This is a genomic window from Mesorhizobium sp. ORM8.1 (assembly GCF_053005525.2).
This window is the reverse complement of sequence record NZ_CM132600.1, coordinates 6,536,886-6,560,517: the sequence shown is the minus strand read 5'-3', so window position 1 is coordinate 6,560,517 and position 23,632 is coordinate 6,536,886. Positions and strand designations below refer to the sequence as shown.

Genomic DNA, 23,632 nt, shown 5'->3' with positions numbered 1-23,632 from the left:
TTGTGGATGATGTTGGCGACTTTAGCCCCGCCTGACTCGGGCTCCTTTCAAGTGAAGGCGTCGGGCATCGACCCCTTCTTCTTGGCGATGAAGTCCTTGAGCGCCTCGTCGATGGACGGGTCGAGGAACGGCGCCTCATAGCTTTCCAGCCAGCGGCGGGCGAGATCGTTGGCGCGCTGAGGCGCGGTCTTTTCGCCTTCGGCAAGCCACTGCTCGTAGGAATTGTTGTCGGCAATGTTGGAGCGGTAGAAGGCAGTCTGGAAGTTGGCCTGGGTGTGGTCGCAGCCGAGATAGTGGCTGCCCGGGCCGACCTGGCGGATGGCATCCATGGCCTGGCCGTTTTCCGACAGATCGACGCCTTCGGCGAACTTCTGCTGCATGCCGAGCTGGTCGATATCCATCATGAATTTTTCATAGCAGGAGGCGAGACCACCCTCGAGCCAGCCGGCCGAATGCAGCACGAAATTGGTGCCGGCAAGGATGGTCGAGTTGAGCGTGTTGGCGCTCTCATAGGCCGCCTGCGCATCCGGCACCTTGGAGGCGCAGAGCGAACCGCCTGTGCGGAACGGCAGACCGAGGCGGCGTGCAAGCTGGGCAGCACCGTAGGACACCAGCGACGGCTCCGGCGTGCCGAAGGTCGGGGCGCCCGACTGCATCGAGATCGACGAGGCGAAGGTGCCGAACAGCACCGGAGCGCCGGGACGGATCAGCTGCGTGAACGAGGCGCCGGCCAGCACTTCGGCCAGCACCTGCGTCAGCGTGCCGGCAACCGTCACCGGGCTCATCGCGCCGGCCAGGATGAACGGCGTGACGATGCAGGCCTGGTTGTGGCGCGAATAGACCTTCAGCGCGCCGAGCATGGTCTCGTCGAACACCATCGGCGAGTTGGCGTTGATCAGGCTGGTCAGCACGGTGTTGTTTTCGACGAAATCGTCGCCGAAAACGATCTTGGCCATGGCGACCGTATCTTCGGCCCGTTCCGGCGCGGTGACCGAACCCATGAACGGCTTGTCGGAATATTTGATGTGGCTGTAGACCATGTCGAGGTGGCGCTTGTTGACCGGCACGTCGACCGGCTCGCAGACCGTGCCGCCCGAATGGTGGATCGACGGCGCCATATAGGCGAGCTTCACGAAATTCTGGAAATCCTCGATCGTGGCATAGCGGCGGTTGCCGTCGAGGTCGCGCACGAAGGGCGGGCCATAGACCGGCGCGAACACCGTGGCATTGCCGCCGATCTGCACCGAACGCTCAGGGTTGCGCGCATGCTGGGTGTAGATGGGCGGCGCGGTCTTCAGCAGCGAGCGGCACAGACCCTTGGGGAAGTGCACGCGCTCGCCCTTGACGTCGGCGCCGGCCTCTTTCCACAACTGCAGGGCTTCTGCGTCATCGCGAAAAATGATGCCGATCTCTTCCAGCACCGTGTCGGTGTTCTTCTCGATCAGCGCCAGGCCTTCCTCGTTGAGGACCTCATAGACGTTGATCTTGCGCTTGATATAGGTGAGCTGGGTGCCTGGACCGCCGCCGGCGCGCGCCGCGCGCCTTGCAGCAGCGCCGCCACTGGCGCCACGCCCGCGTCGCGCATTGGACGCTTCCTGGTCGACTGCCGCGTTCTCGCTCATGATCGTGCTTCCTATAAACCTGGCCCGAATTGGCTTGCGGCGCCTCGCCGCCGCGTCTTGCCGGATCGTAGCCATGCACCCTATTCGAAACGGCCAGCCAGCGCCAACGCCTGTCGCAAAATCGACAAGAAAAGCGCTAATTTTTCAGTCGCTTTCCTTTTGCGGGAAGTCGCAAATCAGCTATGGATGCACGGCCCTCGCGGGTTAGGTATTGGCGCATCGATTTTTAAGCTGCCGCAGTCAGTCCAAGCGGCAAGGAGCCCGAGAAAAATGTCCGACGACGAGATCATCCTCTCCGAGCTTTCCGACGACGAACTCGTGCAGCAAATGCACGACGACCTCTATGACGGCCTGAAGGAAGAGATCGAGGAAGGCACCCGCATCCTGCTCGATCGCGGCTGGGTGCCTTACAAGGTGCTGACCGAAGCGCTGGTCGAAGGCATGCGCATCGTCGGCGAGGATTTCCGCGACGGCATCCTGTTCGTTCCCGAAGTGCTGCTCTCGGCCAACGCCATGAAGGCCGGCATGTTCATCCTGCGCCCGCTGCTTGCCGCCACCGGCGCGCCCAAGCAGGGCAAGATGGTGATCGGCACCGTCAAGGGCGACATCCACGACATCGGCAAGAACCTCGTCGGCATGATGATGGAAGGCGCCGGCTTCGACGTCATCGACCTCGGCATCAACAATGCGGTCGAGAAATATCTCGACGCCATCGAGCAGCACCAGCCCGACATCATCGGCATGTCGGCGCTGCTCACCACCACCATGCCCTATATGAAGGTCGTCATCGACACGATGAAGGAAAAGGGCATCCGCGACGACTATGTCGTGCTGGTCGGCGGCGCGCCGCTGAACGAGGAATTCGGCAAAGCCGTCGGCGCCGACGCCTATTGCCGCGACGCGGCCGTCGCTGTCGAGACCGCCAAGGACTACATGAAGCGCAAGCATAACGTGCGCGCTTCGGCCTGACCCAAGGCATCAGGTTGAATTGAAAAAGCCGCGCCTTGCAGCGCGGCTTTTTTGTTCCCAGATGATGGGATCAGGCTGACGATCAGTTGGCGACAGTGTCTTTGACCGCCCTTGCCGTCGATTTGACATCCTTGCCGACGCCCCGAATGGTGTTGGCGCAGGCCGTAAGGGCCAAGGCACAGGCAAGAATGGCAATTGGTGCGATGCGCAGCAGTTTCATGGACGGTGTCTCCCTCGACAGATAAATTAGCCCCGCAGCGAAAGCCGGCTCGACTTGGTCAAGACGCGAAAAACGAAACCGAATCAGACAGACAGGCTGCTCGTCATCGCCTGCGGGATGATTGCGCGCGAGGTATTGGCCGTCAAGGAACAGCTCGGGCTGGATCACCTTGAACTGACATGTTTGCCGGCGGAGTTCCATTTCTATCCCGACCGCATCGCGCCCGCCATGGACAAGGCGATCGAGAAGGCCAAGGCGGAGGGCTACCAGCACATTTTTATCGGCTACGCCGATTGCGGCACAGGTGGATTGCTCGATCGCGTGATCGAAAAGCACGGCGTCGAACGCATGGCCGGCCCGCACTGCTTTGCCTTCTACCAGGGCATGGATGCCTACGCGAAAATCGCCGACGACGACATGATGTCGTTCTACATGACCGATTTCCTGTGCCGCCAGTTCGAGGCGTTCTTCATCAAGCCCCTCGGCCTCGACCGGCATCCGGAACTGATCAAGGACTATTTCGGCAATTACAAGAAGCTGATCTATCTCGCCCAGACCGACGATCCGGAGCTCGACAAGGTCGCCGAGAAAGCCGCCGCCATGCTCGGCCTCGCGTATGAGCGCCGCTCGACCGGCTATGGTGATTTGACGGACGAGTTGGCACGGGTGTCCGCCAGCGCCGCTTGACGGTCAGGCCCCGGCTTCGAGCGCGGCAAGCACATCGGCAAAGCTCGTCTTGCAGACGAAGCCCAATCGTTCTCTTACCTTCGACGGGTCGTAGACGCGATCGATGGACGAAAACATCGTCCAGCCCTTTTTGGCATAGAGCCGCGGATAGTCCGGGAAATACCGCGCGACGACCGACCGCGCGTCGGCGATCAGGTCGGCACAATCCTGTGGCCGGAACGGCGTCGGCGCCGAGACGATGAAAGTGTCGAAGCCGAGTTGCGGCGCGTTTTCAAGCGCAGCGACATGCGCCTCGGCCGCGTCCTCGACGGTCAGCCGGCGGAACAGAAATTCATTCGCCTTGGTGTTGGCGTCCGACTGATCGATCGCATGCGCCATGTCATCGGCCTCGGGGAAGAAGCGCGCGGTGCGCAGTATGACGACCGGCAGCCCATGCTCGATATGGTAGAGGCGGCACAGATGCTCGGCGGAAAGCTTCGTCACGCCGTAGATGTTGCGCGGCTCCGGCGACATCTCCTCGGTTAGCCAGGCCGCCTTGCGCGCGCCGCCCTGGAAGCCGGCGCGGATCGCCTGCGAGATCATCAGCGATGTCGTCGAGGTGAAGACGAAACGATCGACGCCACACGCCACGGCCGCGTCGAGCAGGTTCAGCGTACCCTGCACATTGGTCGCCACGAAATCGGAATTCTCGGAATGTTCGATGTTCGGCTTATGCAGCGCACCACTGTGGATGATGGCTTCGATGCGATTGTCGTGGACCGCGCTGAAGACAAGATCGCGGTCCGCGATCGAACCGACAAGTTGCATGCGCGCCGATGGAACCGGATCGAGACCGACCACCTCATGGCCGAGCGTTTCCAGCCGTGGCCCGAGCGTACTACCCAGCCATCCGGACGATCCCGTGAGCAATATCCGCATCGATCAAACCGCTTTTTCCGAACTGCTGCTGTTAAGCACGGATGACAGACGACCGCGAACCGGTAAGTTGTACGCCAGCGACGAAAAGAAACTGTTCCAGCCATCGATTTGAGGAAACGTGTTGATGACCCCTCGCCTTTTGCTGGCCGCCCTCGGCATCATCGCTTTCGCCCTGCCGGCGCATGCCGACGGCGCGGTGCAGAAGCTGATCACCGCTACCGACAAGGCGCGGCTCGACAAATACGGCGAAACCCGCAAGGCAGCCCTCGATGAAGCGAGGGCCGGCGATCCCGCCGATGTCAAACAGCTGGATGAACTGCTCGCCAGGCCGTTGGTCGCCTTCTCCGACAAGGATCTCACCGGCAACTGGAAATGCCGTACAATCAAGGCGGGCGGCTTGAGTCCGCTGGTCATCTATGGCTGGTTCAAGTGCAAGGTCACCGACGACGGCTCGGGTTGGAAGCTGGAGAAGACCTCCGGCTCGCAGCGCACCACCGGCCGTTTCTTCGACGACGGCGAAAAGCGCTCCGTCTATCTTGGCGCGGCCTCCGTCAACGCCGACAAAGCCAAGCCCTATGGCAGCGGACCCGAAAGCGACCAGGTCGGCTATGCCTTCCGCAACGGTGCCACCGAATGGCGCATCGAATTCCCGGCGCCCTATTACGAATCGAAACTCGACATCATGGAGTTCAAGCGCTGAGCGCGGGCCCGCATGCCTCATTGAGGGTTACGGCACACCAAGGATTAACCCGCGCCCCATAACATCCGCCCGGTTTTCAGAGCGGGTGCTTGCCATGGCAGAGTCGGTATCCAGGACACGGCCGATCGTGGTCGTCACCGAAGGTGGCCCGCATATCTGGGCCATCGTCAACACGCTTGCCGACCGCGTCGGCCCCGTCAGCGTCGTCCTCGAAGCCCCTGAATCCAAGAAACATTTGCTGCTTGGCCGCGCCCGCCGCCAGGGTTGGGTCTCGGCCATCGGCCAGCTTGGCACCATGGTGCTGACCAGGCTTGGCAAGCGAGCCCTGGCCGGCCACGCCGCGCGTATGATTGCCGAAGAAAAACTCGACACCGAACCGCGACAGGGCCAGACGATCATCCATGTGCCGTCCGCCAACGGGCAGGAATGCCTCGAGGCGATCGCAAGGATCAAACCAGGCGTCGTGCTGCTCGCCGGTTGCCGGCTGCTGTCGAAAGGCACGCTGGCAAAGATGCCTTGCCCGGTACTCAACTATCATGCCGGCATCGCCCCCAAATATCGTGGCATGAATGGCGGCTATTGGGCGCTGGCGTCGGGTGATGCCCAGAATTTCGGCACCACCGTGCATTTGGTCGATGCCGGCGTCGACACGGGCGGCGTGCTGAAGCAGGCGCGCGGCGTTTCCAAACCCGGCGATACCATCGCCAGCTATGCGCTGCGCCAGGCGGCGTTTTCGCGCGATATCTGCGTCGAAGCGGTCCGCGATGCGCTGGACGGCAGACTGGCCACGATCGACCCCGCCCTGCCGTCCCGGCAATGGTATCATCCCACGGTCTGGTTCTACCTCTGGACCGGCCTCACCAAACGGGTCTGGTAACATTGTCAGTCGAGTGATCTGTATGCTATTGTCATACAGAAAGTGAGATTTACGATGTCCAACATGGCCCCTCTCAGCGTCCGCGTCACCCTGGACGAACGCGAAATACTTGAGGCCGCCGCAAGTCAGGCCAACACAAACCTGAGTGATTTCATCCGCCGCAAGGCTGTTGAAGCTGCCGAAATGGAGGTGCTGACCGGGCGTATCGTGGCTATCCCGGCAGCCGACTGGGAACGGTTCGAGGCTTGGGCGAAATCGGCGCCGAAAGCGCTGCCTGGTCTGCGAAGGCTCGCTGCGTCACGGCCTGTATGGCAGGACTGACCTCGCCTCGACCGCTTGCGGCGGATGACGACAGAGACGCTTTCGATTGCGGTCGCGAGTCGCTTAACAATTGGCTTCGCCGCCACGCCTGGCGCAATCAGCAAGATGGGGCCTCACGCACCAGCATCATCTGCGATTCCGCGAGCGGTCTCATTGCCGCCTACGTTGCGCTGAGCGCCGGCCAGATCGAGCGAGCCTACCTGCCGAAATCGGCACAACGCAATCGCCCCGATCCCATTCCGATTGTGCTGCTCGGCCAACTGGCCGTGGATATCCGCTTTCAAGGTCGCGGCTGCGGACGCTCACTTCTCCTCTTCGCGCTTCGGGCTGCCGTTCGATTCTCCACTGAGATCGGCTGCTTCGGGGTCCTCACCCACCCACTCGATGACGCTGTGAGGAATTTCTATCGCGGCTTCGATTTCGAAGACCTGCCATTCGATCCCAAACGAAGCATGATCGTGCGTATCGTCGACTTGAGGGAAAGCGGCTTCGGATACGAATAAGCACGCTCCAAAGGCGTGTGACGAAGCGGATCTGGGTGCTCTGTCAATCTCCCTCGCCTTGCGACCTTTGACAGCGTCGCTTTTGAAGGCGCGCGCGTCGTCCCATAACAAGCAGCCTGATGGCGCATGCGGCAATGCTCCATGACTTCGAGGAGTTGAGAATTCATGGCCGATCTGATCGTCGTCTACTGGCGCGACATCCCCGCCCAGGTCATCGTCAAGAGGGGCCGGCAGAACGCCAAGCGTGAATTGCCGCTGCGCTTCACCGAGGCGATCGACATGTGCGCCATGCGCACCGGCGCCGGCGGTACCGACGACTATCTGGCCGAATGGCGCAAGGCCGATCCGGTTCCAGTCAGCGACGATCTCGAAGCCGAAGTCGAAAAGGCTTTTCAGGACCTCGACACGAAATATGACCGCGAGCGGCTGGTCGCCCTCGTCAAGGCGGGCGGAAAAGAAAATGTCTGATACCAGTCCTCCCAAAGACGGCCCGGCGGTCACCCAGGCCACACAGGTCAAGAAGGCAGCGCCGAAATCCGACTACAAGCCGGCCGACGTGTCGCCGCAGCGGCGCGTGCAGCGTTCGTTTGCAATCAGATTATGGTCCGTCCGGCACTCGCGATTGCTCGAATGGTTCTATGCGCGTTTTGCCGACACCTTCCTGCTGCTCCACCCGCTTTGGAAAGGCCTTGGCTACGGACGCGTCGAGGCGCCGATCAAGTTCGTCGAGAAACGCGTCAAAGGTTTCATGTTCGACTGCCGCATGTGCGGCCAGTGCATCCTGTCCTCGACCGGCATGTCGTGCCCGATGAACTGCCCCAAGCAGTTGCGCAACGGCCCGTGCGGCGGCGTGCGCGCCAACGGCAATTGCGAGGTCGAGCCCGATATGCCCTGCGTCTGGGTCAAGGCCTGGGAAGGCTCGCAGAACATGGTCAACTCGGACAAGATCCTGACCGTGCAGAAGCCGGTCGACCAGTCGTTGCGCGAAACCTCGGCCTGGCTGCGCGTCACCGCGCAGGCGGCGGCAGCCCGTGAAGCCGCGGCCGCCCCCAAGTCCGGAGCGGCCGTATGACCTCCCGTCAGCGCGACGAGAACCCGGCCGGCATCCACCTGCCGCTCGATCCCCTGCCCAGCCATTCCTCGCGCGGGCGGCTGGAGCGTGTGCTGCGTCGCGGTGAATTCGCGGTCACCACCGAACTCAACCCACCCGACAGCGCCGATCCGGAAGACGTCTACAACCGCGCCAAGATCTTCGATGGCTGGGTCGACGCCATCAACGCCGTGGATGCCTCGGGCGCCAATTGCCACATGTCCTCGGTCGGCATCTGCGCGCTTCTGACCCGCATGGGCTATGCGCCGATCATGCAGATCGCCTGCCGCGACAAGAACCGCATCGCCATCCAGGGCGACGTGCTCGGCGGGGCCGCCATGGGTGTCGCCAACATGCTGTGCCTGACCGGCGACGGCGTGCAGGCCGGCGACCAGCCGGGCGCCAAGCCGGTGTTCGACCTCGATTCCATGTCGCTGCTCGAAACCATCCGCATCATGCGTGACAACGGCAAGTTCCTGTCCGGCCGCAAGCTGACGACGCCGCCGCAGGTCTTCCTGGGTGCGGCCGTCAACCCGTTTGCGCCACCCTTCGACTTCCGTCCGATCCATCTCGGCAAGAAGATCGCCGCCGGTGCGCAATTCGTGCAGACGCAATATTGCTTCGACGTGCCGATGTTCAAAACCTTCATGCAGAAAGCGCGGGACCTGGGGCATACGGAAAAGGTCTTCGTGCTCTGCGGCGTCGGACCGCTCGCTTCGGCCAAGACGGCCAAGTGGATCCGCTCCAATGTGCCCGGCATCCACATTCCGGACGCTATCATCAAGCGCCTGGAGGGCGCGCAGGACCAGAAGAAGGAAGGCAAGCAGCTCTGCACCGACATCATCAACGAGGTGAAGGAAATCCCGGGCGTTGCCGGCATCCATGTGATGGCCTACCGCCAGGAGGAGTATGTCGCCGAGATCGTCGATGAATCCGGCGTGCTGAAGGGCCGGCAGCCATGGAAGCGCGAGATCCGTCGCGACGACCAGATGGTCGCCGACCGGCTCGACCACATACTGCATGACGAGATTACCGAAACGCAGGTGGACATGGTAAAGACCGCGCACTGAAAACGCGGCCGATCACCAAGCCCCTGGAACGAAACCAGACACGGTATAAAGAAGCACTTTATATCAAGGCGGAGAGACTTCATGACCCGGACCATCGTCGCCTCGGCGACACGCGAGATCATTATCGGCTTCGACCAGCCCTTCTGCGTGATTGGCGAGCGCATCAACCCGACCGGTCGCAGGAAGCTGGCCGCCGAGATGATCGCCGGCAATTTCGAGACGGTCATCAAGGACGCGCTGGAACAGGCCGCCTGCGGCGCCACCATGCTCGACGTCAACGCCGGCGTGACTTCGGTCAATCCGAACGAGACCGAGCCGGGCCTCCTGGTGCAGACGCTGGAGATCGTGCAGGGCCTGGTCGACCTGCCGCTGTCGATCGACTCTTCGGTCACCGCCGCGATCGAGGCAGCGCTGAAGGTCGCCAAGGGCCGCCCGCTAGTCAACTCCGTCACCGGCGAGGAAGAAAAGCTCGAGGCGATCCTGCCGCTGGTCAAGAAATACAACGTGCCGGTGGTGGCCATCTCCAATGACGAGACCGGTATCTCGATGGATCCGGATGTGCGCTTCGCCGTCGCCAAGAAGATCGTCGAGCGCTGCGCCGATTTCGGCATCCCCGCCCATGACGTCGTCGTCGACCCGCTGGTCATGCCGATCGGCGCGCTGGGCGATGCCGGCCGTCAGGTGTTCGCGCTGCTGCGCCGCCTGCGTGAAGAGCTCAAGGTCAACACCACCTGCGGCCTCTCCAACATCTCGTTCGGCCTGCCGCACCGCCACGGCATCAACGCCGCTTTCATTCCGATGGTGATCGGCGCCGGCATGACCTCGGCCATCATGAACCCGGTCCGTCCGCAGGAGATGGAAGCCGTGCGCGGCGCCAATGTGCTCAACGGCACCGACGAGAACTGCACCAACTGGATCAGGACCTACAAGGACTACAAGCCGGCCGAAGGCGGCCAGGCTGTCGCGGCGCCGACACAGGTCAATGCGCCGGGCGAAGGCGCCGTCAACGGCGGTCGTCGCCGTGGCGGCCGTGAAGCTCGGATGGGACGGGGTTGAGTCACAACACAGGCGACACGATATGATGACGAGAGATGGTGGGAGGAACGGGGTTCGAACCCGCACTGGACGCCTTCTCAGGACGTTACCTCTTCCAATTGGGCTATCCTCCCTTGGTGCGAGCGGAGGAGTCGAACCCACACTAACCGCAGTCTGAGTGCGGTGCCTCTACCAGTTGGGCTACGCTCGCGGAGAAATTGGTGCGGGTTATGGGATTCGAACCCATACTTGACGGATTTTAAGTCCGCTGCCTCTGCCGGTTGGGCCAAACCCGCGCTTCAGGCGGGCGAGTATCGGGATGAAAGAATGCCGTTACCCGCACGCCTTAGGCGAGCAGGAGTAGTCGCTCCGAGCGAAACACAACAGAATGTGTCGAGGCATTGTTCATAGTCTTGCTAATGCAGCGATCGCCGAGGATTGTCAAGTTCGAGCGATCTAGGAAGTAAAGTCTGGAAAGCATGAATTCGCCTGCCAACATCACCGACCCCCTCGTGCTGTTCATGCCGTCTGGCAAGCGCGGGCGGTTCCCTGTAGGCACGCCGGTGCTCGATGCCGCGCGCCAGCTTGGCGTCTATGTCGAGAGCGTGCGGCGGCCGCGCCACGTGCGGGCGCTGCCAGATCGAGGTGCAGGAAGGCAATTTCGCCAAGCACAAGATCGTCTCGTCCAACGACCACATCTCGCCCAAGGGCGCCAAGGAAGAGCGCTACGAGCGCGTCCGCGGCCTGCCCGAACGGCGCCGCCTGTCCTGCTCGGCGCAGATCCTCGGCGATCTCGTCATCGACGTGCCGCAGGACACGGTCATCAATGCCCAGACCATCCGCAAGGATGCCGACACCAGGGTCATCGCGCGCGATGCGGCGATCCGCATGTGCTACGTCGAGATCGAAGAGCCCGACATGCACAAGCCGCTCGGCGATCTCGACCGGCTGAAGATCGCCTTGATGAAGGACTGGGGCCTCAAGAACCTCGAATTCGATTTCTACCTGCTGCCGCAGGTGCAGGGCATCCTGCGCAAGGGCAACTGGACCGCCACCGCCGCCATCCACAAGGATGCCGACAGCGACATCGCGCGCGTCATCGCGCTGTGGCCCGGCCTGAAGAACGAGGCCTATGGGCTCGCCTGCGACATCGGCTCGACCACCATCGCCATGCATCTGGTGTCGCTGCTTTCGGGCCGCGTCGCCGCCTCCTCCGGCACCTCCAACCCGCAGATCCGCTTCGGCGAGGATCTGATGAGCCGCGTTTCCTACGTGATGATGAACCCGGACGGCCGCGAGGGCATGACGGTTGCAGTGCGCGAGGCGATTTCCGGCCTCGTCGACAAGGTCTGCGCCGAAGGCAATGTCCAGCGCAACGACATCCTGGACAGCGTCTTCGTCGGCAATCCGATCATGCATCATCTGTTCCTCGGCATCGATCCGACCGAGCTTGGCGGCGCGCCCTTCGCGCTCGCCGTCTCCGGCGCGGTCCGCATCAAGGCCTCCGATATCGGCCTCAAGCTCAACCAGGGCGCCCGCCTCTATATGCTGCCTTGCATTGCCGGCCATGTCGGCGCCGACGCCGCCGCCGTCACGCTGTCGGAAGGTCCGCATCGCCAGGAAGAGATGATGCTGATCGTCGACGTCGGCACCAATGCCGAAATCGTGCTCGGCAACTCCACCCGCGTCGTCGCCGCCTCCTCGCCCACCGGCCCGGCCTTCGAGGGCGCCGAGATTTCCGGCGGCCAGCGCGCCGCGCCCGGCGCCATCGAACGCGTGCGCATCGATCCCGACACGCTGGAGCCGAAATACCGCGTCATCGGCTCGGAACTCTGGTCCGACGAACCGGGCTTCCTCGACAGCGTGCAGGCGACCGGCGTCACCGGCATTTGCGGCTCGGGCATCATCGAGATCGTGGCCGAGATGTACCTCTCCGGCATCATCTCCGAGGATGGCGTCGTCGACGGGTCGCTTGCCGCGCGTTCGCCGCGCGTCGTCGCCAATGGCCGCACCTTCTCTTACGTGCTTAAGGAAGGCGAACCGAAGATCACCATCACCCAGACCGACGTGCGCGCCATCCAGCTCGCCAAGGCAGCACTTTATGCCGGCACCAAGCTTCTGATGGAAAAGCAGAACACCGAGCATGTCGACCGCATCCATTTCGCCGGCGCCTTCGGCTCCTTCATCGATCCGAAATACGCCATGGTGCTGGGTCTGATCCCCGACTGCGACCTCGACAAGGTCTCGGCCGTCGGCAACGCCGCCGGCGCCGGCGCACGCATGGCGCTGCTCAACCGCGGCTACCGCCGCGAGATCGAGGACACGGTCAGCCATATCGAGAAGATCGAGACTGCACTTGAGCCCAAATTCCAGGAGCATTTCGTCTACGCCATGGCGTTGCCCAACAAGGTCGATCCATTCCCGAAACTCTCGGCGGCGGTGAAGCTGCCGCCGCGCAAGACCGTCAGCGAGGATGGTGTTGCCGGTGACGCTGCGCCACGGCGGCGTTCGCGCGAAGGCCACGCGGCGCGGCGCAGCCGCGAGTAGCCAAGGCGCTTCGGCAGGCACCTCCAATTTCATTTGCATGCAAATGTTTCCGGATCGAACCGATCTGGAAACCGAAACGCTGTTTTCGCGAAATGCAGCCGATACATGCGTGAGCCATTTAACGGACATCGAAAGGCGGCCAGGAATAATCCTCGGCCGCCGCGGCTCTTCAAGGGAGATAAAAATGTCGATGTTCGGAAATCTCGGCCGCTTCGGCGCCACCATCAAGCAGGCTCATGCACGCAACAAGGCGATCCGCGCGTTGAACAGCCTGCCGGCGCATGTCCAGAAGGATATCGGCTGGCCGGGCGCGCCGTCGAGCGACCCGCAGTCGGCCCTTCATTCGCTGCTTCTGGGCACGCCGCGCTGATGACCTTCGCCGACAAATGCAAGCTGCTCGGCAAGCGCCGGGGTCAAGAAAAGGCTCCGGCTGCAAGCGACAACAAGCTGCGCGTCGTGCTTTTGCCGGGGCGGCGCTGAGAACTGGCATTATCGGATCGCGCCGATATGCCAGTGCCAAAACCTTGACATTTTTAACTGAGGTACAATCTTCGGAAAGCGGGAGAATTTCTCTTAGTCGGCTCTGCCGGGGTCCGTGTATCCGCATGCCCAGTTTGAAAAGTCACGTCGTCTCATTCGTCCTCAGGCACAGCCGCAAGAGGGCCTTTTCCAGCCCGGAGAACCTGCGGCGCTGGATCGCCTACGCCCGCAAGACCGAGGACTACCACCCGCCGGCTTTGCTGAGGGCTCGGCTGGACATCACCGAAACCGACATCGACGGCTTTCCCGTCTACGAAATCGCGCCGAAAGCAGGCGAACGCCGCCGCATCCTCTACCTGCATGGCGGCGCCTATGTCTTCCAGATCACCTCCTATCACTGGGGGCTGATCGCCGAGATGGCCGAGCGGCTGGGCTTCGGCATCACGGTTCCGATCTATCCGATCGCGCCTGAGCACAATTTCCATGACATGTTCGGCATGGTCGGCGACGTCTACCGGCGCATGCTCGAAGAAACGGATGCCGAGGACATCGTCTTCATGGGCGATTCCGCCGGCGGCAACATGGCCGTTGTGCTGACCATGATGGCCGCCGAGGAAGGCCTGCCCCTGCCGTCGCGCCATGTGCTCATCTCGCCCGGCCTCGACGTTTCGCTTGCCAATCCCGAAGTCTTCGAGGCCGAGCGGCAAGATCCGTGGCTGGGTATTCCGGGTGGGCTGGAAGCGGTGCGGCTCTACAGCGCCGGCTTCGACCGCAATGACTGGCACATCAGCCCACTCTACGGCGACCTCTCGGTGCTGCCGAAGACGCTGTTGCTGACCGGTTCGCGCGATATGCTGACACCAGATAATCTCATTTTCGCCGAACGGGCGCGCGCCGCCGGCGTCGAGGTCGACGTGGTCTATGAGGAAGGCATGTTCCACGTCTGGCCGCTGATCGAAATGCCGGAAGCGCGCCGTGCCCGCGACAGCATGGTCGATTTCCTGGCCGGTGAGTCGAAGGCAATGCGCTCGAAGGCCAGAGGCTGGTGGTTGCAAGGTGAGGCCGCGACCTGATCGACCGCGCCATGGCTGTGCGACACGCTTCAGCCCTGGTCGTACTCCCTGCGTGAAGCTTCGATCGCCGGCCGGTTTTTCTGCCCCCATGCCGACAGCGCCTCAAGCGGCAGGATCAGCGAGTGGCCCATTTCGGTCAGCTCGTATTCCACCTTAGGTGGAATAGTCGGATAAGCTGTCCGTTTCAACAGCCCGTCCCGCTCCAGCCCGCGAAGCGTCAGCGTGAGCATACGGTGGGACACGCCGCCGATCAGCCGCATCAGCGCGTTGAAGCGCATCGGACCGCGCGACAATGCGCCGACCACCATGATGGTCCACTTGTCGCCGATCCTGTCGAGAACCTGGCCGATTGCCCGGCACTCCGCGTGCGGATCGGGATCCGCCATTTCTGGCGCGCTCGTTTGCGTGGAAGCTCGCGACATTTGCCTGTCCTTCAACACGAACATCGATGTTCGCGACGCACACAATTGTGCATTCTTGCGCCGATTTCCAGTCTCCATCATATCACAACGAACAAAATGTTCGTACCAACCCAACGATGGAGAACACCATGAAGATTGGCATTGGCGGCGTCAGCGGCAAACTTGGCAAAGCTGTTCTAAACGAACTTGTCAGACGTGGATCGCCAGACGCCATTGTCGCAATTTCACGTACGCCCGAGACGGTCACGGCAGCCACAGAAACCCGCCTCGGCGACTATGACCGTCCCGACACTCTGGCGACCGCCTATGCCGGTGTTGACCGGCTCCTGATTATCCCGACGTCCGATTTGCGGCCCGGTCGACGCGCCGCGCAAAACCTGACGGCCATCGATGCAGCCGTTGCAGCCGGCGTCAGTCACATCGTGTTCATGTCGATGGCAGGCACTCGCGAGGAGTTGGAGCCCGCCATCGGCGCATCCTACTGGGCAGGCGAACAGAGGCTCATCCAAACGGCCGCAAGATGGACGATCCTGCGCATGAACTACTACGCTGAATCGCTGGTGCAGGAAGCACAGATGTCGTTCGGCCTGGGCATGCTGACTGGACTTGCCGAAAACCGCGTCGCATTCGTTTCGCGCGACGATGTCGCCGCTGCGGCGGCCGGCATCCTGATCGGCGACAACCATGTCGGTGCGATATACAATGCTACCGGCCCTGCCAGCATCTCGGGGGCCGAGCGCGCCGCCATGATCGCCGAAGCTTCGGGCAAGCCGATGAGTTTCGCTGTCATCGCCGACGAGCAACTCCGTAGCGGCCTTGCCCAAGCCGGTATGCCGCTGGACGTCATCAACGCGATTTCCAGCATTCAGGCAGGATTTGCGTCCGGCGGCATGAACATTGTCACCGGCGATGTCGAGAAACTGTCGGGCCGCCCGCCAACGCCACTTAGGGACATTCTGGAAACCGCATTCTGAACGCAAAGCGCGATCAAGCCAACAGAGCCCGCCCAGGAATGCCTGGACGGACTCTGTCAAGCAGGATTGGTTAAGCGGGGTTCAGAACTTGCCGGTTTCGCGGAACAGTTCGAACGTCGCGCGCATGTGGTCGGCAACGGCTTGCACGGGCGCGCTGGCGTCCGGCGCCACCACCATGGCAAGGTTGTAGGTGCCGATATCCGGCATGCCGTCCTTCGGGCTGAGCGAGACCATGTCGTCACCCAGGAAGGATTTCGGCAGCGGCGCCACTGCAAGGTCGGCCATGATAGCGGCGCGTTGGCCAGCGGTATGGGCGCTCATATAGGCGATGCGGTAGTTGCGCCCCTCGCGGCCGAGCGCTTCCAGCGCGCCGGCCCGCCAGCTGCAGCCCTCTTCCCATAGCGATACCGGCAGCGGTTCGCGCAGATGCGCGCAGCCACCCTTGGCGCCAGCCCACACGATCGGTTCGGTAAGCAGCACCTCGGCGCCGATCGCGCTGGTCTTGTAGGAGTTGGTGAGCAGCGTGATGTCGAGAGCGCGATCGTCCATGCGCCGGCGCAGATTGATGCTCTGGTCGATGGTGACGTCGACGGCGATCGACGGATGCGACTGCGCGAAACGCTTCAAGACATGCGGCAGCACGCGCTCGCCGTAGTCGTCCGGCGAACCCAGGCGGACCACGCCGACAATGTCGGGAATGATGAACTTCGACACCACCTCGCGGTTGATCGACAGCAGCCGGCGGGCATAGCCGAGCAGCATTTCGCCATCCGTGGTCAGCGTCACCGAACGCGCGTCGCGGGCAAAGACCGAGCGGCCGAGAATATCCTCGAGCTTCTTGATCTGCATGGAGACGGCCGACGGCGTGCGGAACACCGCGGTTGCGGCGGTGGTGAAGCTGCCGGTCTCGGCAATCGCCACAAAGGTGCGCAGAACGTCGAGGTCGAGCAGCGGCAAAGGATGATTAAGCGGGGCGTTCATCGGAGCCAGCCTTCAATTTTTCTGATGCAAACGATCATTCCATTTCGTTTGATTGAACATCACTTCGGGCTCATAGTCAACTCGACCGATGCAGGATGCTGCCAAAAGCAGCCATCAAACGACCACGACACAGACCTGCAATCGACATGAAATGAAGCTGAAACATACCTGACTTAACGCATTGCCGGGCGCCTCCCTGCCCGAATCAAGGAGAAAGACAATGTCCATCCTCTCGTCCATCGGCCGTCTCGCGACCGAATTCAGCGCGGCCCGCGCCCGCTACCAGACCGAACGCGCCATCCACGCGCTGCCGATCGAACTGCAGAAGGACATCGGCTGGCCGGAAGCCGCCGACGCCAAGACCAACATGCGCTTCGGCGTCGGAAGCTGGGCCGGAGCGAAGTAACCCAGTGAACATTCAATGCTGAAGGCCTGCCGCATCAGCTCGGCAAGCCTTTTCGTTTGTGCCGCACCTTTCTATTTGCACAGAACCTTTTTGTTTGCATTCAAACGACTTTGCCAGCCATGCGGGCCACGCATGACGCATATGAAGCAGCCGCATAGCGAGTTAATTTTCAAGATAAGCCGTTGTAATAAATAAGAAATTTCAGAAACACTGCCTAAAATTTCAGGCATCTTGCCTAAAAATGTCGCAAACGGTGTCGCATTTCATATCAAGCGCTTCGCTTTTGCGATTTAGTTTCTGCTGAACTGAGCCTATATCACCGCCAGCAAACGAGCTGCCCCACTCCATCAAGCGAAGGCGACCCGTCTAAGCAACTGATAGGAGATGATGATGAAGCTTTTTGCCCGCCTCTTTGCCCGCCGCGAAATGAACCTGACCACCGCTCTCGAGCGTCAGCGTCTTGCCAACACCATGCCCGGCCAGACCGGCGCCATGAATGCCGCCCGCCTCGGCTTCGTCGCCTGAGACAATCGGCCTCCCAAGCTGAATTCGACGCCGCCCGGTTTCACCGAGGCGGCGTTTTCGTTGGTGCTGGCACGGCATCGGCCGGCCGACGATACTTTACGCATGCATGAATTGCCCATTTGCGACCCGTGTCGCAAATTTAATCTTCACTTAGCCGCCTACCCGATTGACAGGAATGGTTTTTCCTGATGTCGCTATGCTATTCGCGACATCCTGTTCGCGTCATGGCTGCGTGAGGTTCCCGTGAACGTCGTAAAGCATCCGATCAAGCGATCGTTTGTGTTCTTTCTTGTCCCCGACTTCACCATGATCGCCTTTGCGACAGCGCTCGATCCGCTGCGCTCCGCCAACCGGATGCTCGGCTACGAGGCCTATCGCTGGCGTCTGGCCAGCATCGATGGCAAACCGGTGCGCGCCTCGAACGGCGTCGAATGCGCCGTCAACACCTCGCTGGAGGAAGAGCGCAAGAAGATGGCCGGGCCGGATCGGCCGAACATGGCCATCGTCTGCAGCGGCATCAATGTCGAGCGCTACCAGAACAGGTCGGCCTTCGCCTGGCTGCGCGAGGAGTATAATCGCGGCGTCGCCGTCGGCGGCCTGTGCACGGGCGCCCATATCCTGGCCGCCGCCGGCCTGTTGTCCAACAAGCGCTGCGCCATCCATTGGGAGAACCTGCCCGGCTTCTCCGAAGCTTTCCCGAAGGCCAATGTCTTTGCCGATCTCTTTGAGATCGACCAGAACGTCTACACCTGCGCCGGCGGCACCGCCGCGCTCGACATGATGCTGAAGCTGATCGGCGACGATTTCGACGATAGCCTGGTCAACCGCGTCTGCGAGCAGGTGCTGACCGACCGCGTGCGCAGCCCGACCGACCGCCAGCGCCTGCCGCTGCGCGCCCGCCTCGGCGTCCAGAATTCCAAGGTGCTGACCATCATCGAACTGATGGAAGCAAACCTCTCCGAGCCGCTGTCGCTGATCGAGATCGCCGACCATGTCGATCTGTCGCGCCGGCAGATCGAGCGCCTGTTCCGCACCGAGATGGGCCGCTCGCCCGCCCGCTACTATCTTGAGATCCGGCTCGACCGCGCCAGGCACCTGCTCATCCAGTCCTCGATGCCGGTGGTCGAGGTGGCGGTGGCCTGCGGCTTCGTTTCGGCCTCACATTTCTCCAAATGCTACCGCGAGCTCTATGCCCGCTCGCCACAGCAGGAACGCGTCGACCGCAAACAATTGCTGGCGGCCTGAGTCATTTTGAATTTGTCATGACATTGTCTGACAGTCATGCTACCTCTATATTGTGAGGTACGTTATGACTACAAGAACCAATCGATCCGAAAAGCTTGACTTGCGCCTTACGGCGGAAGCTAAGCGTATTCTTGCGACCGCGGCGGCGGCCGAGCGCCGGTCGTTGAGTGATTTCGTTCTTGAAAGCGCGCTTGGCCGGGCTGAGGAGACATTGGCCGACCGGCGTACCTTTTATCTTGACGCTGAGAAATGGGCCGCATTTATCTCAGCGCTTGATGCGCCGACCAAAGACCTTCCGCGCCTCAAGAAACTGCTGAGCGAACCAGGCATCTTTTCCGGCCGCGATCCGGCGTGAGCTCTTTTCGCATTGAGAAGCTGACTCGCAGCCATTCGGTGGAGGAGTTCGACTGCGGCGAACAGCCGCTCAACCGCTTTCTTGCTCGCTATGCATTTCAAAACCAGCAAGCAAACGCGTCGCAGACATATATCGGTCTCTCTGGCGAGATCGTGATCGGCTTTTATACGCTGGCCATTGGCGAGGTTGCCTATGACGACGCGCCCGATCGTTTGAAAAAGGGCCTGGCTCGTTATCCGGTGCCGATAATGTTGCTGGCGCGGCTCGCGGTCAGCTTGGATTGGCGGGGTAAAGGCGTTGGGGCGGGCCTGTTGCGTGACGCAGTCCTGCGCAGTTTGCAAGCAGCCGATATCGCCGGCATCCGCGCTCTCACAGTACATGCGAAGGACGACAACGCCCGCAGCTTTTACGAACGCTACGGATTCATGCGGTCACCGACCGACCCGCTACACCTCTATGTGCTCATAAAGGACTTGAAGAACCTCTGAGTTTTATGCGGCCGCCTGTGCCTGCGCCGTCCGCATCGCCTCGATGCGGATGTCTTCGGTGAGTTGCGCCTTCAGCGCCGAGAATTCCGGGCTGGTCTTCAGCGTGTAGTGGCGCGGATGCGGCAGGTCGACCGGCACATCCGATTTGATGCGGCCAGGCCGCGCGCTCATCACGATCACCCGCGAAGCCATGAAGATCGCTTCCTCGATGTCATGGGTGACGAACAGCACCGTCTTCTTGCGCCGCTCCCAGATGCCGAGCAGCAATTCCTGCATCAGCCCGCGCGTCTGGTTGTCCAGCGCGCCGAACGGCTCGTCGAGCAGCAGGATTTCCGGATCGTTGGCCAAAGCCCGCGCGATCGCGGTCCGTTGCTGCATGCCGCCCGAAAGCTGCTTTGGCCAATGGTTCTCGAAACCCTTCAAACCGACTAGGTCGACATAGGACGCGACGATGCCGTTGCGCTCGCGCTCGGCCATGCCGCGTTCGCGCAAGCCGAAGCCGATGTTTTCAGCCACCGTCAGCCAGGGAAACAGCGTGTAGGACTGGAACACCATGCCGCGATCCGGACCCGGGCGCGTGACGGCTTTGCCGTCGAGCAGCACCTGGCCGGTGCTTGGCGCCTCCAGCCCGGCGACTATCCTGAGCAAGGTCGACTTGCCACAGCCGGAAGGGCCGAGAATGGTGATGAAATCATTGGCCGCGACCGAGAGGTCGACAGGTTGCAGCGCCTGCACCGGCTTGCCGCCCCTGACCGCGGCAAAGGTCCGCGAGACGCCTTCGATGCGAAGCTTGCTCATGCCAGGCTCCATGGATAGAGCCAGCGGTTGAGCGCCTTGAAGGCGAAATCGGACAGCAGCCCGATCAGCCCGATGACGATGATGCCGAAGATGATCTGCCCCGTCGCCAGCCGCGACTGGCTGTTGATGATCATGTAGCCGATGCCGGACGACGAGCCGATCAATTCGGCGACGATGACATAGGTCCATGCCCAGCCGAGCACCAGCCGCAGCGTCTCGGCGATCTCCGGCGCGTTGGCCGGCATGATGACGCGCTTGACGATGCCGTTGTCGGTCGAGCCCAGCGTGTAGGCGGCCTCAACCAGGTCACGCCTGGTGTTGCCGACCTTGACGGCGACGATCAGAATGATCTGGAAAACCGAGCCGACAAAGATCACCAGGAGCTTTTCCAGCTCGCCGATACCCGCCCACAGGATCAGCAGCGGGATGAAGGCCGATGCCGGCAAATAGCGGGCGAAGGACACGAACGGCTCGAGGAAGGCCTCGGCCGGCTTCCAGGCGCCCATGGCGATGCCGATCGGCACGGCGACGAGCGAGGCCAGCACGAAACCGCCAAAGACGCGCCACATGGTGATCAGGATATCGAGCCAGAAACGGTCCTCGACGAGCAGCCGCCAGCCGTCCTTCAGCATCGACAGCGGATCGGCGAGAAAGATCCGGTTCACATGGCCGCCGAGCGTGATCCACGCCCAGAACGCCACGAAAAGCACGAAGAAGGCGATGCCGAGCACGGCCCGCAAGCCAGGCGGAACGGGATGCAGGGGACGCAGCATCAGGTCCTCTCATTAACGAGGAATGGCGGTGGCCGGAAGGCACCGCCGATCGCGGGATTCAGCGTCAGTTCGCCACCGCGCTGGTGTCGGCAAGCGTCGTCACATCCGGCGCTTCCTTGATCAGCCCCATCTGCAGCAGAAGCTCACCCGCGGTCTTGGAAAAGTCCTGGAAATCCTTGGTGAAGAACTGCTTGTTCTCCGCCTTGTCGGCCCATTTCAGGTATTTGGCCGAGTCCTCGAACTCCTTGGCCGACTGCTTCACGTCGGCGCCCATAATCCCGTAGGATTTCTGCGGGTCTTTCTTGATCAGGTCGAGCGCTTCGAAATAGCTGTCTGCCAGCGCCTTGGCGGCATCGGGATTGGCCTTGAGGAAGTCGGGCGTGCAGCCGACGGTGTCGAGCACCATCGGATAGTCGAGCGTGGTAGCCAGGATATGCCCCTGGTCGGACTTGCCGCGCACCGCCGAAATGAAAGGCTCGTAGGTGACGGCCGCGTCGTTCTGGCCGGCCAGGAAGGCCTGCGCCGCCGCGTCCGGCTCCAGATTGACGACCGTCACGTCCTTGGTCGACATGCCGTTCTTGTTGAGCACCCAGGCGAGCATGAAATAGGGCGACGTGCCGGGCGCCGACGAGGCGACATTCTTGCCCTTGAGATCAGCGACGCTCTTGATGTCGTTGCGCACGACGATGCCGTCGGCGCCGTAGGACTTGTCGAGCTGGAAGATCTGCTTGGTGGTGACGCCGCTGGCGTTCCAAACCATCCAGGTCTCGACGGTGGTCGCCGCGCATTGCAGGTCGCCGCTGGCAATCGCCAGCGGACGGCTCGCCTGCGGCACCTTCTTCAGCGTGACGTCGAGCCCGTGCTTTTCGAACAACCCGGCGTGCTTGGCCAAAGTCAGCGGCGCGAAGCCGGTCCAGCCGCTGATGCCGATGGTGACCGAGGTGGCGGCCATTGCCGGCGCGCCGAGCACGACGGCTGCCGTCAGCGCCGCCGTGAAAATGCTGGTCCTGTTCATTGTGGTTCCCCTTTTGTGTTGTGAGACCGAATTGTCTCACAGACGCCAAAAGGCTTGTCAATGAAGTGCCTGCCCTGCCAAGCCATGCTCCAACCAAAGACCAATCACGATCGCGGCAGCTTGTCCGGGACCGGGCCGGATGGCTTCCTGGAGCAATTCCGGGAATAGAGCGGTTCGCCGTTTCCGTGAACGGTGAACCCTTCTAGTACTGGTCGCAAACGCACTCGGCCGAGGAGATGCGATCATTCCAGCCACCGAGGCTGCGGGCCCTGCGCTGCACCTCGATCGATCGGCCACGCATCCCGGTATCCTCATAGGCGACCAGTGTGCAGCCGCGGCTCACGAAGATGGACGAGACACGGTCGTTCCAGAACTGGCCGCCGCGGAAATTGACCGAATCGCCGGGCTCCATTTCAATGGACCGGCCCCGAAAGTTGACGTCCTCGAACATTGCGCAGGCTGGCCCCCCATAAGATTGGGCGATGGCGCTGCCGGTGAAAATTATCGACGCGAATGCAGCCAAGGTAACCAAACGCTTCATGTGATGTTCCTCATAAAATTGCTTCACGCAATGACGCCGTCCCTGAGGCACTTTGCCATCTTGCAGCCCAGCGAGGCAAGCCTGCGCGCTCCGTCTGGCGTCTTGATCACGGGTTGCCCGGCACCCAGCCGCGATTGCGCCACATCTTCTCGCCCGCCAGGCAATCGGCGGTCGGCCTGTCGTCCGCCAGCACCACCGGCGGGTGCGCCGCCTCTTCCGCCGCCCATTGCGGCGAAGCCGGACCGGCGAGTTCCAGAACCAGCTTGCGGCGAATGGCATCCGGAAATTGCGTCCAATCATTGACCGGGATCATGAAAGCGCCCGGACCGCCGATGACGCAGTCGCTGTAATAGCGGTCGAGATTGTCGACGTCGAAAGCACTGCTGAAGCCGCCGCGTGTCATCAGCGGCAGGCCGTTGATGGTGATGCCTTGCTTCACCACCTCGTCACGCGTCAGGTTGACCGGCGCGCCCTGGTTGTTGGGACCGTCTCCCGAGACGTCAATGACCCGCTTGGTGCTCTGAAAACCGCTCTCGGCGAAAAGATCGCTGCCGAAGGTCAGCGCGCCGGAGATCGAGGTCCGCCGCGCGCTGTCCGGCGGGCTGGCGTTGAGCTGCGTGACGAACCGCTCGGCATCGGCGCGGCTGGCGATCACGGTCCACGGCACGATGACGCGCTGCCAGGTGGTGCCGGCCCATTCGACATAGGTGACGGCGATCTTGCCAGAGGCGCCGTCGGCGATGGCCTTGAGCACATTGTCATGCGTCAGCGCCGCCGCGTAGCCATGGCGCTGGATCTCCAATTCGGCCGGTGACATGGAGAGCGAAACATCGACCGCCAGCACCAGCTCGACATCGACCGGCTCGGCCGCGGTCGGGCGTGTTGTCAGGCCAAGGAGCATCGCCAGCGCGGCAGCGCTCGAAAGCCAAGGACCTGCACGGCCGAAAGCGGACATGACGCGAGGGTAAGCGATAACGGCGCTCGGACAAAGCAAAAA

28 protein-coding genes, 3 tRNA genes and 1 pseudogene are annotated in these 23,632 nt (G+C 62.1%); 19 read left to right on the top strand and 13 right to left on the bottom strand.

What is annotated here, in order from left to right; genetic code table 11:
• Positions 1-47: 47 nt before the first annotated feature.
• The gene (locus ACVDG8_RS32695) at positions 48-1,622 is read right to left on the bottom strand and encodes a trimethylamine methyltransferase family protein (RefSeq protein ID WP_447252155.1); all 1,575 of its coding nucleotides are present in this window, start codon (positions 1,620-1,622) and stop codon (positions 48-50) included.
• Between the two features lie 270 nt (positions 1,623-1,892).
• Here ACVDG8_RS32695 and ACVDG8_RS32690 point away from each other — a divergent pair, with 270 nt between their 5' ends.
• Positions 1,893-2,591: a corrinoid protein gene (locus ACVDG8_RS32690; RefSeq protein ID WP_447252154.1), complete on the top strand. Its 699-nt coding sequence runs from the start codon at positions 1,893-1,895 to the stop codon at positions 2,589-2,591.
• A gap of 82 nt (positions 2,592-2,673) precedes the next feature.
• Here the strand turns inward: ACVDG8_RS32690 and ACVDG8_RS32685 are convergent, their stop codons facing one another.
• A complete protein-coding gene (locus ACVDG8_RS32685; protein ID WP_019858698.1) occupies positions 2,674-2,811 on the bottom strand; it encodes an entericidin A/B family lipoprotein in 138 nt (45 codons plus the stop codon).
• A 54-nt stretch (positions 2,812-2,865) separates the two neighbouring features.
• On the opposite strand from ACVDG8_RS32685, the gene ACVDG8_RS32680 reads away from it, so the two are divergent.
• Positions 2,866-3,498, top strand: a complete 633-nt coding sequence (locus ACVDG8_RS32680) for a DUF1638 domain-containing protein (RefSeq protein WP_447252153.1) — start codon at positions 2,866-2,868, stop codon at positions 3,496-3,498.
• Positions 3,499-3,501: 3 nt separating this feature from the next.
• Here ACVDG8_RS32680 and ACVDG8_RS32675 read toward each other — a convergent pair whose 3' ends face one another.
• The gene (locus tag ACVDG8_RS32675; RefSeq protein WP_447252152.1) at positions 3,502-4,416 is read right to left on the bottom strand and encodes an NAD-dependent epimerase/dehydratase family protein; all 915 of its coding nucleotides are present in this window, start codon (positions 4,414-4,416) and stop codon (positions 3,502-3,504) included.
• 124 nt (positions 4,417-4,540) lie between these two features.
• Between ACVDG8_RS32675 and ACVDG8_RS32670 the strand changes: the two genes are divergently transcribed.
• The 8 genes from ACVDG8_RS32670 to ACVDG8_RS32635 all read left to right on the top strand — a co-directional run bounded on the left by ACVDG8_RS32670 (position 4,541) and on the right by ACVDG8_RS32635 (position 10,033).
• Entirely contained in the window at positions 4,541-5,116 is a 576-nt protein-coding gene (locus ACVDG8_RS32670; RefSeq protein ID WP_455707389.1) for a DUF4893 domain-containing protein, read from the top strand.
• A gap of 94 nt (positions 5,117-5,210) precedes the next feature.
• Positions 5,211-5,993 carry a formyl transferase gene (locus ACVDG8_RS32665; RefSeq protein ID WP_447252151.1) on the top strand — a complete coding sequence of 261 codons (783 nt, stop codon included), beginning with the start codon at positions 5,211-5,213 and terminating at the stop codon, positions 5,991-5,993.
• 54 nt (positions 5,994-6,047) lie between these two features.
• Complete coding sequence (locus ACVDG8_RS32660) at positions 6,048-6,314, top strand: type II toxin-antitoxin system TacA family antitoxin (RefSeq protein ID WP_455707388.1); 267 nt, start codon at positions 6,048-6,050, stop codon at positions 6,312-6,314.
• The gene (locus ACVDG8_RS32655; RefSeq protein ID WP_447252149.1) at positions 6,302-6,817 is read left to right on the top strand and encodes a GNAT family N-acetyltransferase; all 516 of its coding nucleotides are present in this window, start codon (positions 6,302-6,304) and stop codon (positions 6,815-6,817) included. Before ACVDG8_RS32660 ends, ACVDG8_RS32655 begins: the two co-directional genes overlap by 13 nt.
• A gap of 165 nt (positions 6,818-6,982) precedes the next feature.
• Positions 6,983-7,285: a virulence factor gene (locus tag ACVDG8_RS32650; protein WP_447252148.1), complete on the top strand. Its 303-nt coding sequence runs from the start codon at positions 6,983-6,985 to the stop codon at positions 7,283-7,285.
• Positions 7,278-7,889 carry a methylenetetrahydrofolate reductase C-terminal domain-containing protein gene (locus tag ACVDG8_RS32645; protein ID WP_455707387.1) on the top strand — a complete coding sequence of 204 codons (612 nt, stop codon included), beginning with the start codon at positions 7,278-7,280 and terminating at the stop codon, positions 7,887-7,889. Before ACVDG8_RS32650 ends, ACVDG8_RS32645 begins: the two co-directional genes overlap by 8 nt.
• The gene (locus ACVDG8_RS32640; RefSeq protein ID WP_447252147.1) at positions 7,886-8,977 is read left to right on the top strand and encodes a methylenetetrahydrofolate reductase; all 1,092 of its coding nucleotides are present in this window, start codon (positions 7,886-7,888) and stop codon (positions 8,975-8,977) included. The genes ACVDG8_RS32645 and ACVDG8_RS32640 overlap by 4 nt, the downstream gene beginning before the upstream one ends.
• An 81-nt stretch (positions 8,978-9,058) precedes the next feature.
• A complete protein-coding gene (locus ACVDG8_RS32635; RefSeq protein ID WP_447252146.1) occupies positions 9,059-10,033 on the top strand; it encodes a methyltetrahydrofolate cobalamin methyltransferase in 975 nt (324 codons plus the stop codon).
• Positions 10,034-10,069: 36 nt separating this feature from the next.
• Here the strand turns inward: ACVDG8_RS32635 and ACVDG8_RS32630 are convergent.
• The 3 genes from ACVDG8_RS32630 to ACVDG8_RS32620 all read right to left on the bottom strand — a co-directional run bounded on the left by ACVDG8_RS32630 (position 10,070) and on the right by ACVDG8_RS32620 (position 10,308).
• Positions 10,070-10,146, bottom strand: a tRNA-Leu gene (locus ACVDG8_RS32630).
• 1 nt (position 10,147) lies between these two features.
• Positions 10,148-10,223: transfer RNA gene (locus tag ACVDG8_RS32625), tRNA-Leu, on the bottom strand.
• Between the two features lie 8 nt (positions 10,224-10,231).
• Positions 10,232-10,308, bottom strand: a tRNA-Leu gene (locus tag ACVDG8_RS32620).
• Between the two features lie 183 nt (positions 10,309-10,491).
• Between ACVDG8_RS32620 and ACVDG8_RS32615 the strand changes: the two are divergent.
• The 3 genes and pseudogenes from ACVDG8_RS32615 to ACVDG8_RS32605 all read left to right on the top strand — a co-directional run bounded on the left by ACVDG8_RS32615 (position 10,492) and on the right by ACVDG8_RS32605 (position 14,112).
• A pseudogene (locus ACVDG8_RS32615) lies at positions 10,492-12,559 on the top strand (ASKHA domain-containing protein).
• 184 nt (positions 12,560-12,743) lie between these two features.
• The gene (locus tag ACVDG8_RS32610; protein WP_447252144.1) at positions 12,744-12,929 is read left to right on the top strand and encodes a hypothetical protein; all 186 of its coding nucleotides are present in this window, start codon (positions 12,744-12,746) and stop codon (positions 12,927-12,929) included.
• 235 nt (positions 12,930-13,164) lie between these two features.
• A complete protein-coding gene (locus ACVDG8_RS32605) occupies positions 13,165-14,112 on the top strand; it encodes an alpha/beta hydrolase (protein WP_447252143.1) in 948 nt (315 codons plus the stop codon).
• A gap of 29 nt (positions 14,113-14,141) precedes the next feature.
• On the opposite strand, the gene ACVDG8_RS32600 is transcribed toward ACVDG8_RS32605, so the two are convergent.
• Positions 14,142-14,534 carry a winged helix-turn-helix transcriptional regulator gene (locus tag ACVDG8_RS32600; protein ID WP_455707386.1) on the bottom strand — a complete coding sequence of 131 codons (393 nt, stop codon included), beginning with the start codon at positions 14,532-14,534 and terminating at the stop codon, positions 14,142-14,144.
• 26 nt (positions 14,535-14,560) lie between these two features.
• Between ACVDG8_RS32600 and ACVDG8_RS32595 the strand changes: the two genes are divergently transcribed.
• Positions 14,561-15,508, top strand: coding sequence for an SDR family oxidoreductase (locus ACVDG8_RS32595; RefSeq protein WP_447252141.1), 948 nt, complete (start codon positions 14,561-14,563; stop codon positions 15,506-15,508).
• Between the two features lie 81 nt (positions 15,509-15,589).
• Here ACVDG8_RS32595 and ACVDG8_RS32590 read toward each other — a convergent pair whose 3' ends face one another.
• Positions 15,590-16,489, bottom strand: coding sequence for a LysR substrate-binding domain-containing protein (locus ACVDG8_RS32590; protein ID WP_447252140.1), 900 nt, complete (start codon positions 16,487-16,489; stop codon positions 15,590-15,592).
• A 220-nt stretch (positions 16,490-16,709) separates the two neighbouring features.
• On the opposite strand from ACVDG8_RS32590, the gene ACVDG8_RS32585 reads away from it, so the two are divergent.
• From ACVDG8_RS32585 to ACVDG8_RS32565, 5 genes are all read left to right on the top strand, one after another.
• On the top strand, positions 16,710-16,895 hold the full coding sequence (locus ACVDG8_RS32585; RefSeq protein ID WP_371013481.1) for a hypothetical protein: 186 nt from the start codon (positions 16,710-16,712) through the stop codon (positions 16,893-16,895).
• Between the two features lie 390 nt (positions 16,896-17,285).
• The gene (locus tag ACVDG8_RS32580) at positions 17,286-17,420 is read left to right on the top strand and encodes a hypothetical protein (protein ID WP_013531161.1); all 135 of its coding nucleotides are present in this window, start codon (positions 17,286-17,288) and stop codon (positions 17,418-17,420) included.
• A 306-nt stretch (positions 17,421-17,726) separates the two neighbouring features.
• Entirely contained in the window at positions 17,727-18,665 is a 939-nt protein-coding gene (locus ACVDG8_RS32575) for a GlxA family transcriptional regulator (RefSeq protein WP_447257156.1), read from the top strand.
• Between the two features lie 64 nt (positions 18,666-18,729).
• Positions 18,730-19,020 carry a type II toxin-antitoxin system TacA family antitoxin gene (locus tag ACVDG8_RS32570; RefSeq protein WP_447252139.1) on the top strand — a complete coding sequence of 97 codons (291 nt, stop codon included), beginning with the start codon at positions 18,730-18,732 and terminating at the stop codon, positions 19,018-19,020.
• 38 nt (positions 19,021-19,058) lie between these two features.
• Entirely contained in the window at positions 19,059-19,508 is a 450-nt protein-coding gene (locus ACVDG8_RS32565; RefSeq protein ID WP_447252138.1) for a GNAT family N-acetyltransferase, read from the top strand.
• A 3-nt stretch (positions 19,509-19,511) separates the two neighbouring features.
• Here the strand turns inward: ACVDG8_RS32565 and ACVDG8_RS32560 are convergent, their stop codons facing one another.
• From ACVDG8_RS32560 to ACVDG8_RS32540, 5 genes are all read right to left on the bottom strand, one after another.
• Entirely contained in the window at positions 19,512-20,306 is a 795-nt protein-coding gene (locus ACVDG8_RS32560) for an ABC transporter ATP-binding protein (protein ID WP_447252137.1), read from the bottom strand.
• The gene (locus tag ACVDG8_RS32555; protein ID WP_447252136.1) at positions 20,303-21,079 is read right to left on the bottom strand and encodes an ABC transporter permease; all 777 of its coding nucleotides are present in this window, start codon (positions 21,077-21,079) and stop codon (positions 20,303-20,305) included. The genes ACVDG8_RS32560 and ACVDG8_RS32555 overlap by 4 nt, the downstream gene beginning before the upstream one ends.
• A gap of 64 nt (positions 21,080-21,143) precedes the next feature.
• Positions 21,144-22,094: an ABC transporter substrate-binding protein gene (locus ACVDG8_RS32550; protein ID WP_447252135.1), complete on the bottom strand. Its 951-nt coding sequence runs from the start codon at positions 22,092-22,094 to the stop codon at positions 21,144-21,146.
• A gap of 202 nt (positions 22,095-22,296) precedes the next feature.
• Positions 22,297-22,662, bottom strand: coding sequence for a beta/gamma crystallin-related protein (locus ACVDG8_RS32545; RefSeq protein WP_447252134.1), 366 nt, complete (start codon positions 22,660-22,662; stop codon positions 22,297-22,299).
• Between the two features lie 79 nt (positions 22,663-22,741).
• Positions 22,742-23,590 (bottom strand): DUF1194 domain-containing protein, encoded by an 849-nt coding sequence (locus ACVDG8_RS32540; RefSeq protein WP_447252133.1) that lies wholly within the window; start codon positions 23,588-23,590, stop codon positions 22,742-22,744.
• Positions 23,591-23,632: the final 42 nt, after the last annotated feature.

Coding starts and splice junctions, on each gene's coding strand:
- ACVDG8_RS32670 (WP_455707389.1), top strand. CDS start 4,541: ATGACCCCTCGCCTTTTGCTGGCCGCCCTCGGCATCATCGCTTTCGCC.
- ACVDG8_RS32605 (WP_447252143.1), top strand. CDS start 13,165: ATGCCCAGTTTGAAAAGTCACGTCGTCTCATTCGTCCTCAGGCACAGC.
- ACVDG8_RS32575 (WP_447257156.1), top strand. CDS start 17,727: ATGATCGCCTTTGCGACAGCGCTCGATCCGCTGCGCTCCGCCAACCGG.
- ACVDG8_RS32610 (WP_447252144.1), top strand. CDS start 12,744: ATGTCGATGTTCGGAAATCTCGGCCGCTTCGGCGCCACCATCAAGCAG.
- ACVDG8_RS32650 (WP_447252148.1), top strand. CDS start 6,983: ATGGCCGATCTGATCGTCGTCTACTGGCGCGACATCCCCGCCCAGGTC.
- ACVDG8_RS32675 (WP_447252152.1), bottom strand. CDS start 4,416: ATGCGGATATTGCTCACGGGATCGTCCGGATGGCTGGGTAGTACGCTC.
- ACVDG8_RS32695 (WP_447252155.1), bottom strand. CDS start 1,622: ATGAGCGAGAACGCGGCAGTCGACCAGGAAGCGTCCAATGCGCGACGC.
- ACVDG8_RS32585 (WP_371013481.1), top strand. CDS start 16,710: ATGTCCATCCTCTCGTCCATCGGCCGTCTCGCGACCGAATTCAGCGCG.
- ACVDG8_RS32595 (WP_447252141.1), top strand. CDS start 14,561: ATGTTCGCGACGCACACAATTGTGCATTCTTGCGCCGATTTCCAGTCT.
- ACVDG8_RS32550 (WP_447252135.1), bottom strand. CDS start 22,094: ATGAACAGGACCAGCATTTTCACGGCGGCGCTGACGGCAGCCGTCGTG.
- ACVDG8_RS32640 (WP_447252147.1), top strand. CDS start 7,886: ATGACCTCCCGTCAGCGCGACGAGAACCCGGCCGGCATCCACCTGCCG.
- ACVDG8_RS32590 (WP_447252140.1), bottom strand. CDS start 16,489: ATGAACGCCCCGCTTAATCATCCTTTGCCGCTGCTCGACCTCGACGTT.
- ACVDG8_RS32600 (WP_455707386.1), bottom strand. CDS start 14,534: ATGTCGCGAGCTTCCACGCAAACGAGCGCGCCAGAAATGGCGGATCCC.
- ACVDG8_RS32660 (WP_455707388.1), top strand. CDS start 6,048: ATGTCCAACATGGCCCCTCTCAGCGTCCGCGTCACCCTGGACGAACGC.
- ACVDG8_RS32665 (WP_447252151.1), top strand. CDS start 5,211: ATGGCAGAGTCGGTATCCAGGACACGGCCGATCGTGGTCGTCACCGAA.
- ACVDG8_RS32580 (WP_013531161.1), top strand. CDS start 17,286: ATGAAGCTTTTTGCCCGCCTCTTTGCCCGCCGCGAAATGAACCTGACC.
- ACVDG8_RS32685 (WP_019858698.1), bottom strand. CDS start 2,811: ATGAAACTGCTGCGCATCGCACCAATTGCCATTCTTGCCTGTGCCTTG.
- ACVDG8_RS32540 (WP_447252133.1), bottom strand. CDS start 23,590: ATGTCCGCTTTCGGCCGTGCAGGTCCTTGGCTTTCGAGCGCTGCCGCG.
- ACVDG8_RS32570 (WP_447252139.1), top strand. CDS start 18,730: ATGACTACAAGAACCAATCGATCCGAAAAGCTTGACTTGCGCCTTACG.
- ACVDG8_RS32560 (WP_447252137.1), bottom strand. CDS start 20,306: ATGAGCAAGCTTCGCATCGAAGGCGTCTCGCGGACCTTTGCCGCGGTC.
- ACVDG8_RS32655 (WP_447252149.1), top strand. CDS start 6,302: ATGGCAGGACTGACCTCGCCTCGACCGCTTGCGGCGGATGACGACAGA.
- ACVDG8_RS32555 (WP_447252136.1), bottom strand. CDS start 21,079: ATGCTGCGTCCCCTGCATCCCGTTCCGCCTGGCTTGCGGGCCGTGCTC.
- ACVDG8_RS32635 (WP_447252146.1), top strand. CDS start 9,059: ATGACCCGGACCATCGTCGCCTCGGCGACACGCGAGATCATTATCGGC.
- ACVDG8_RS32690 (WP_447252154.1), top strand. CDS start 1,893: ATGTCCGACGACGAGATCATCCTCTCCGAGCTTTCCGACGACGAACTC.
- ACVDG8_RS32645 (WP_455707387.1), top strand. CDS start 7,278: ATGTCTGATACCAGTCCTCCCAAAGACGGCCCGGCGGTCACCCAGGCC.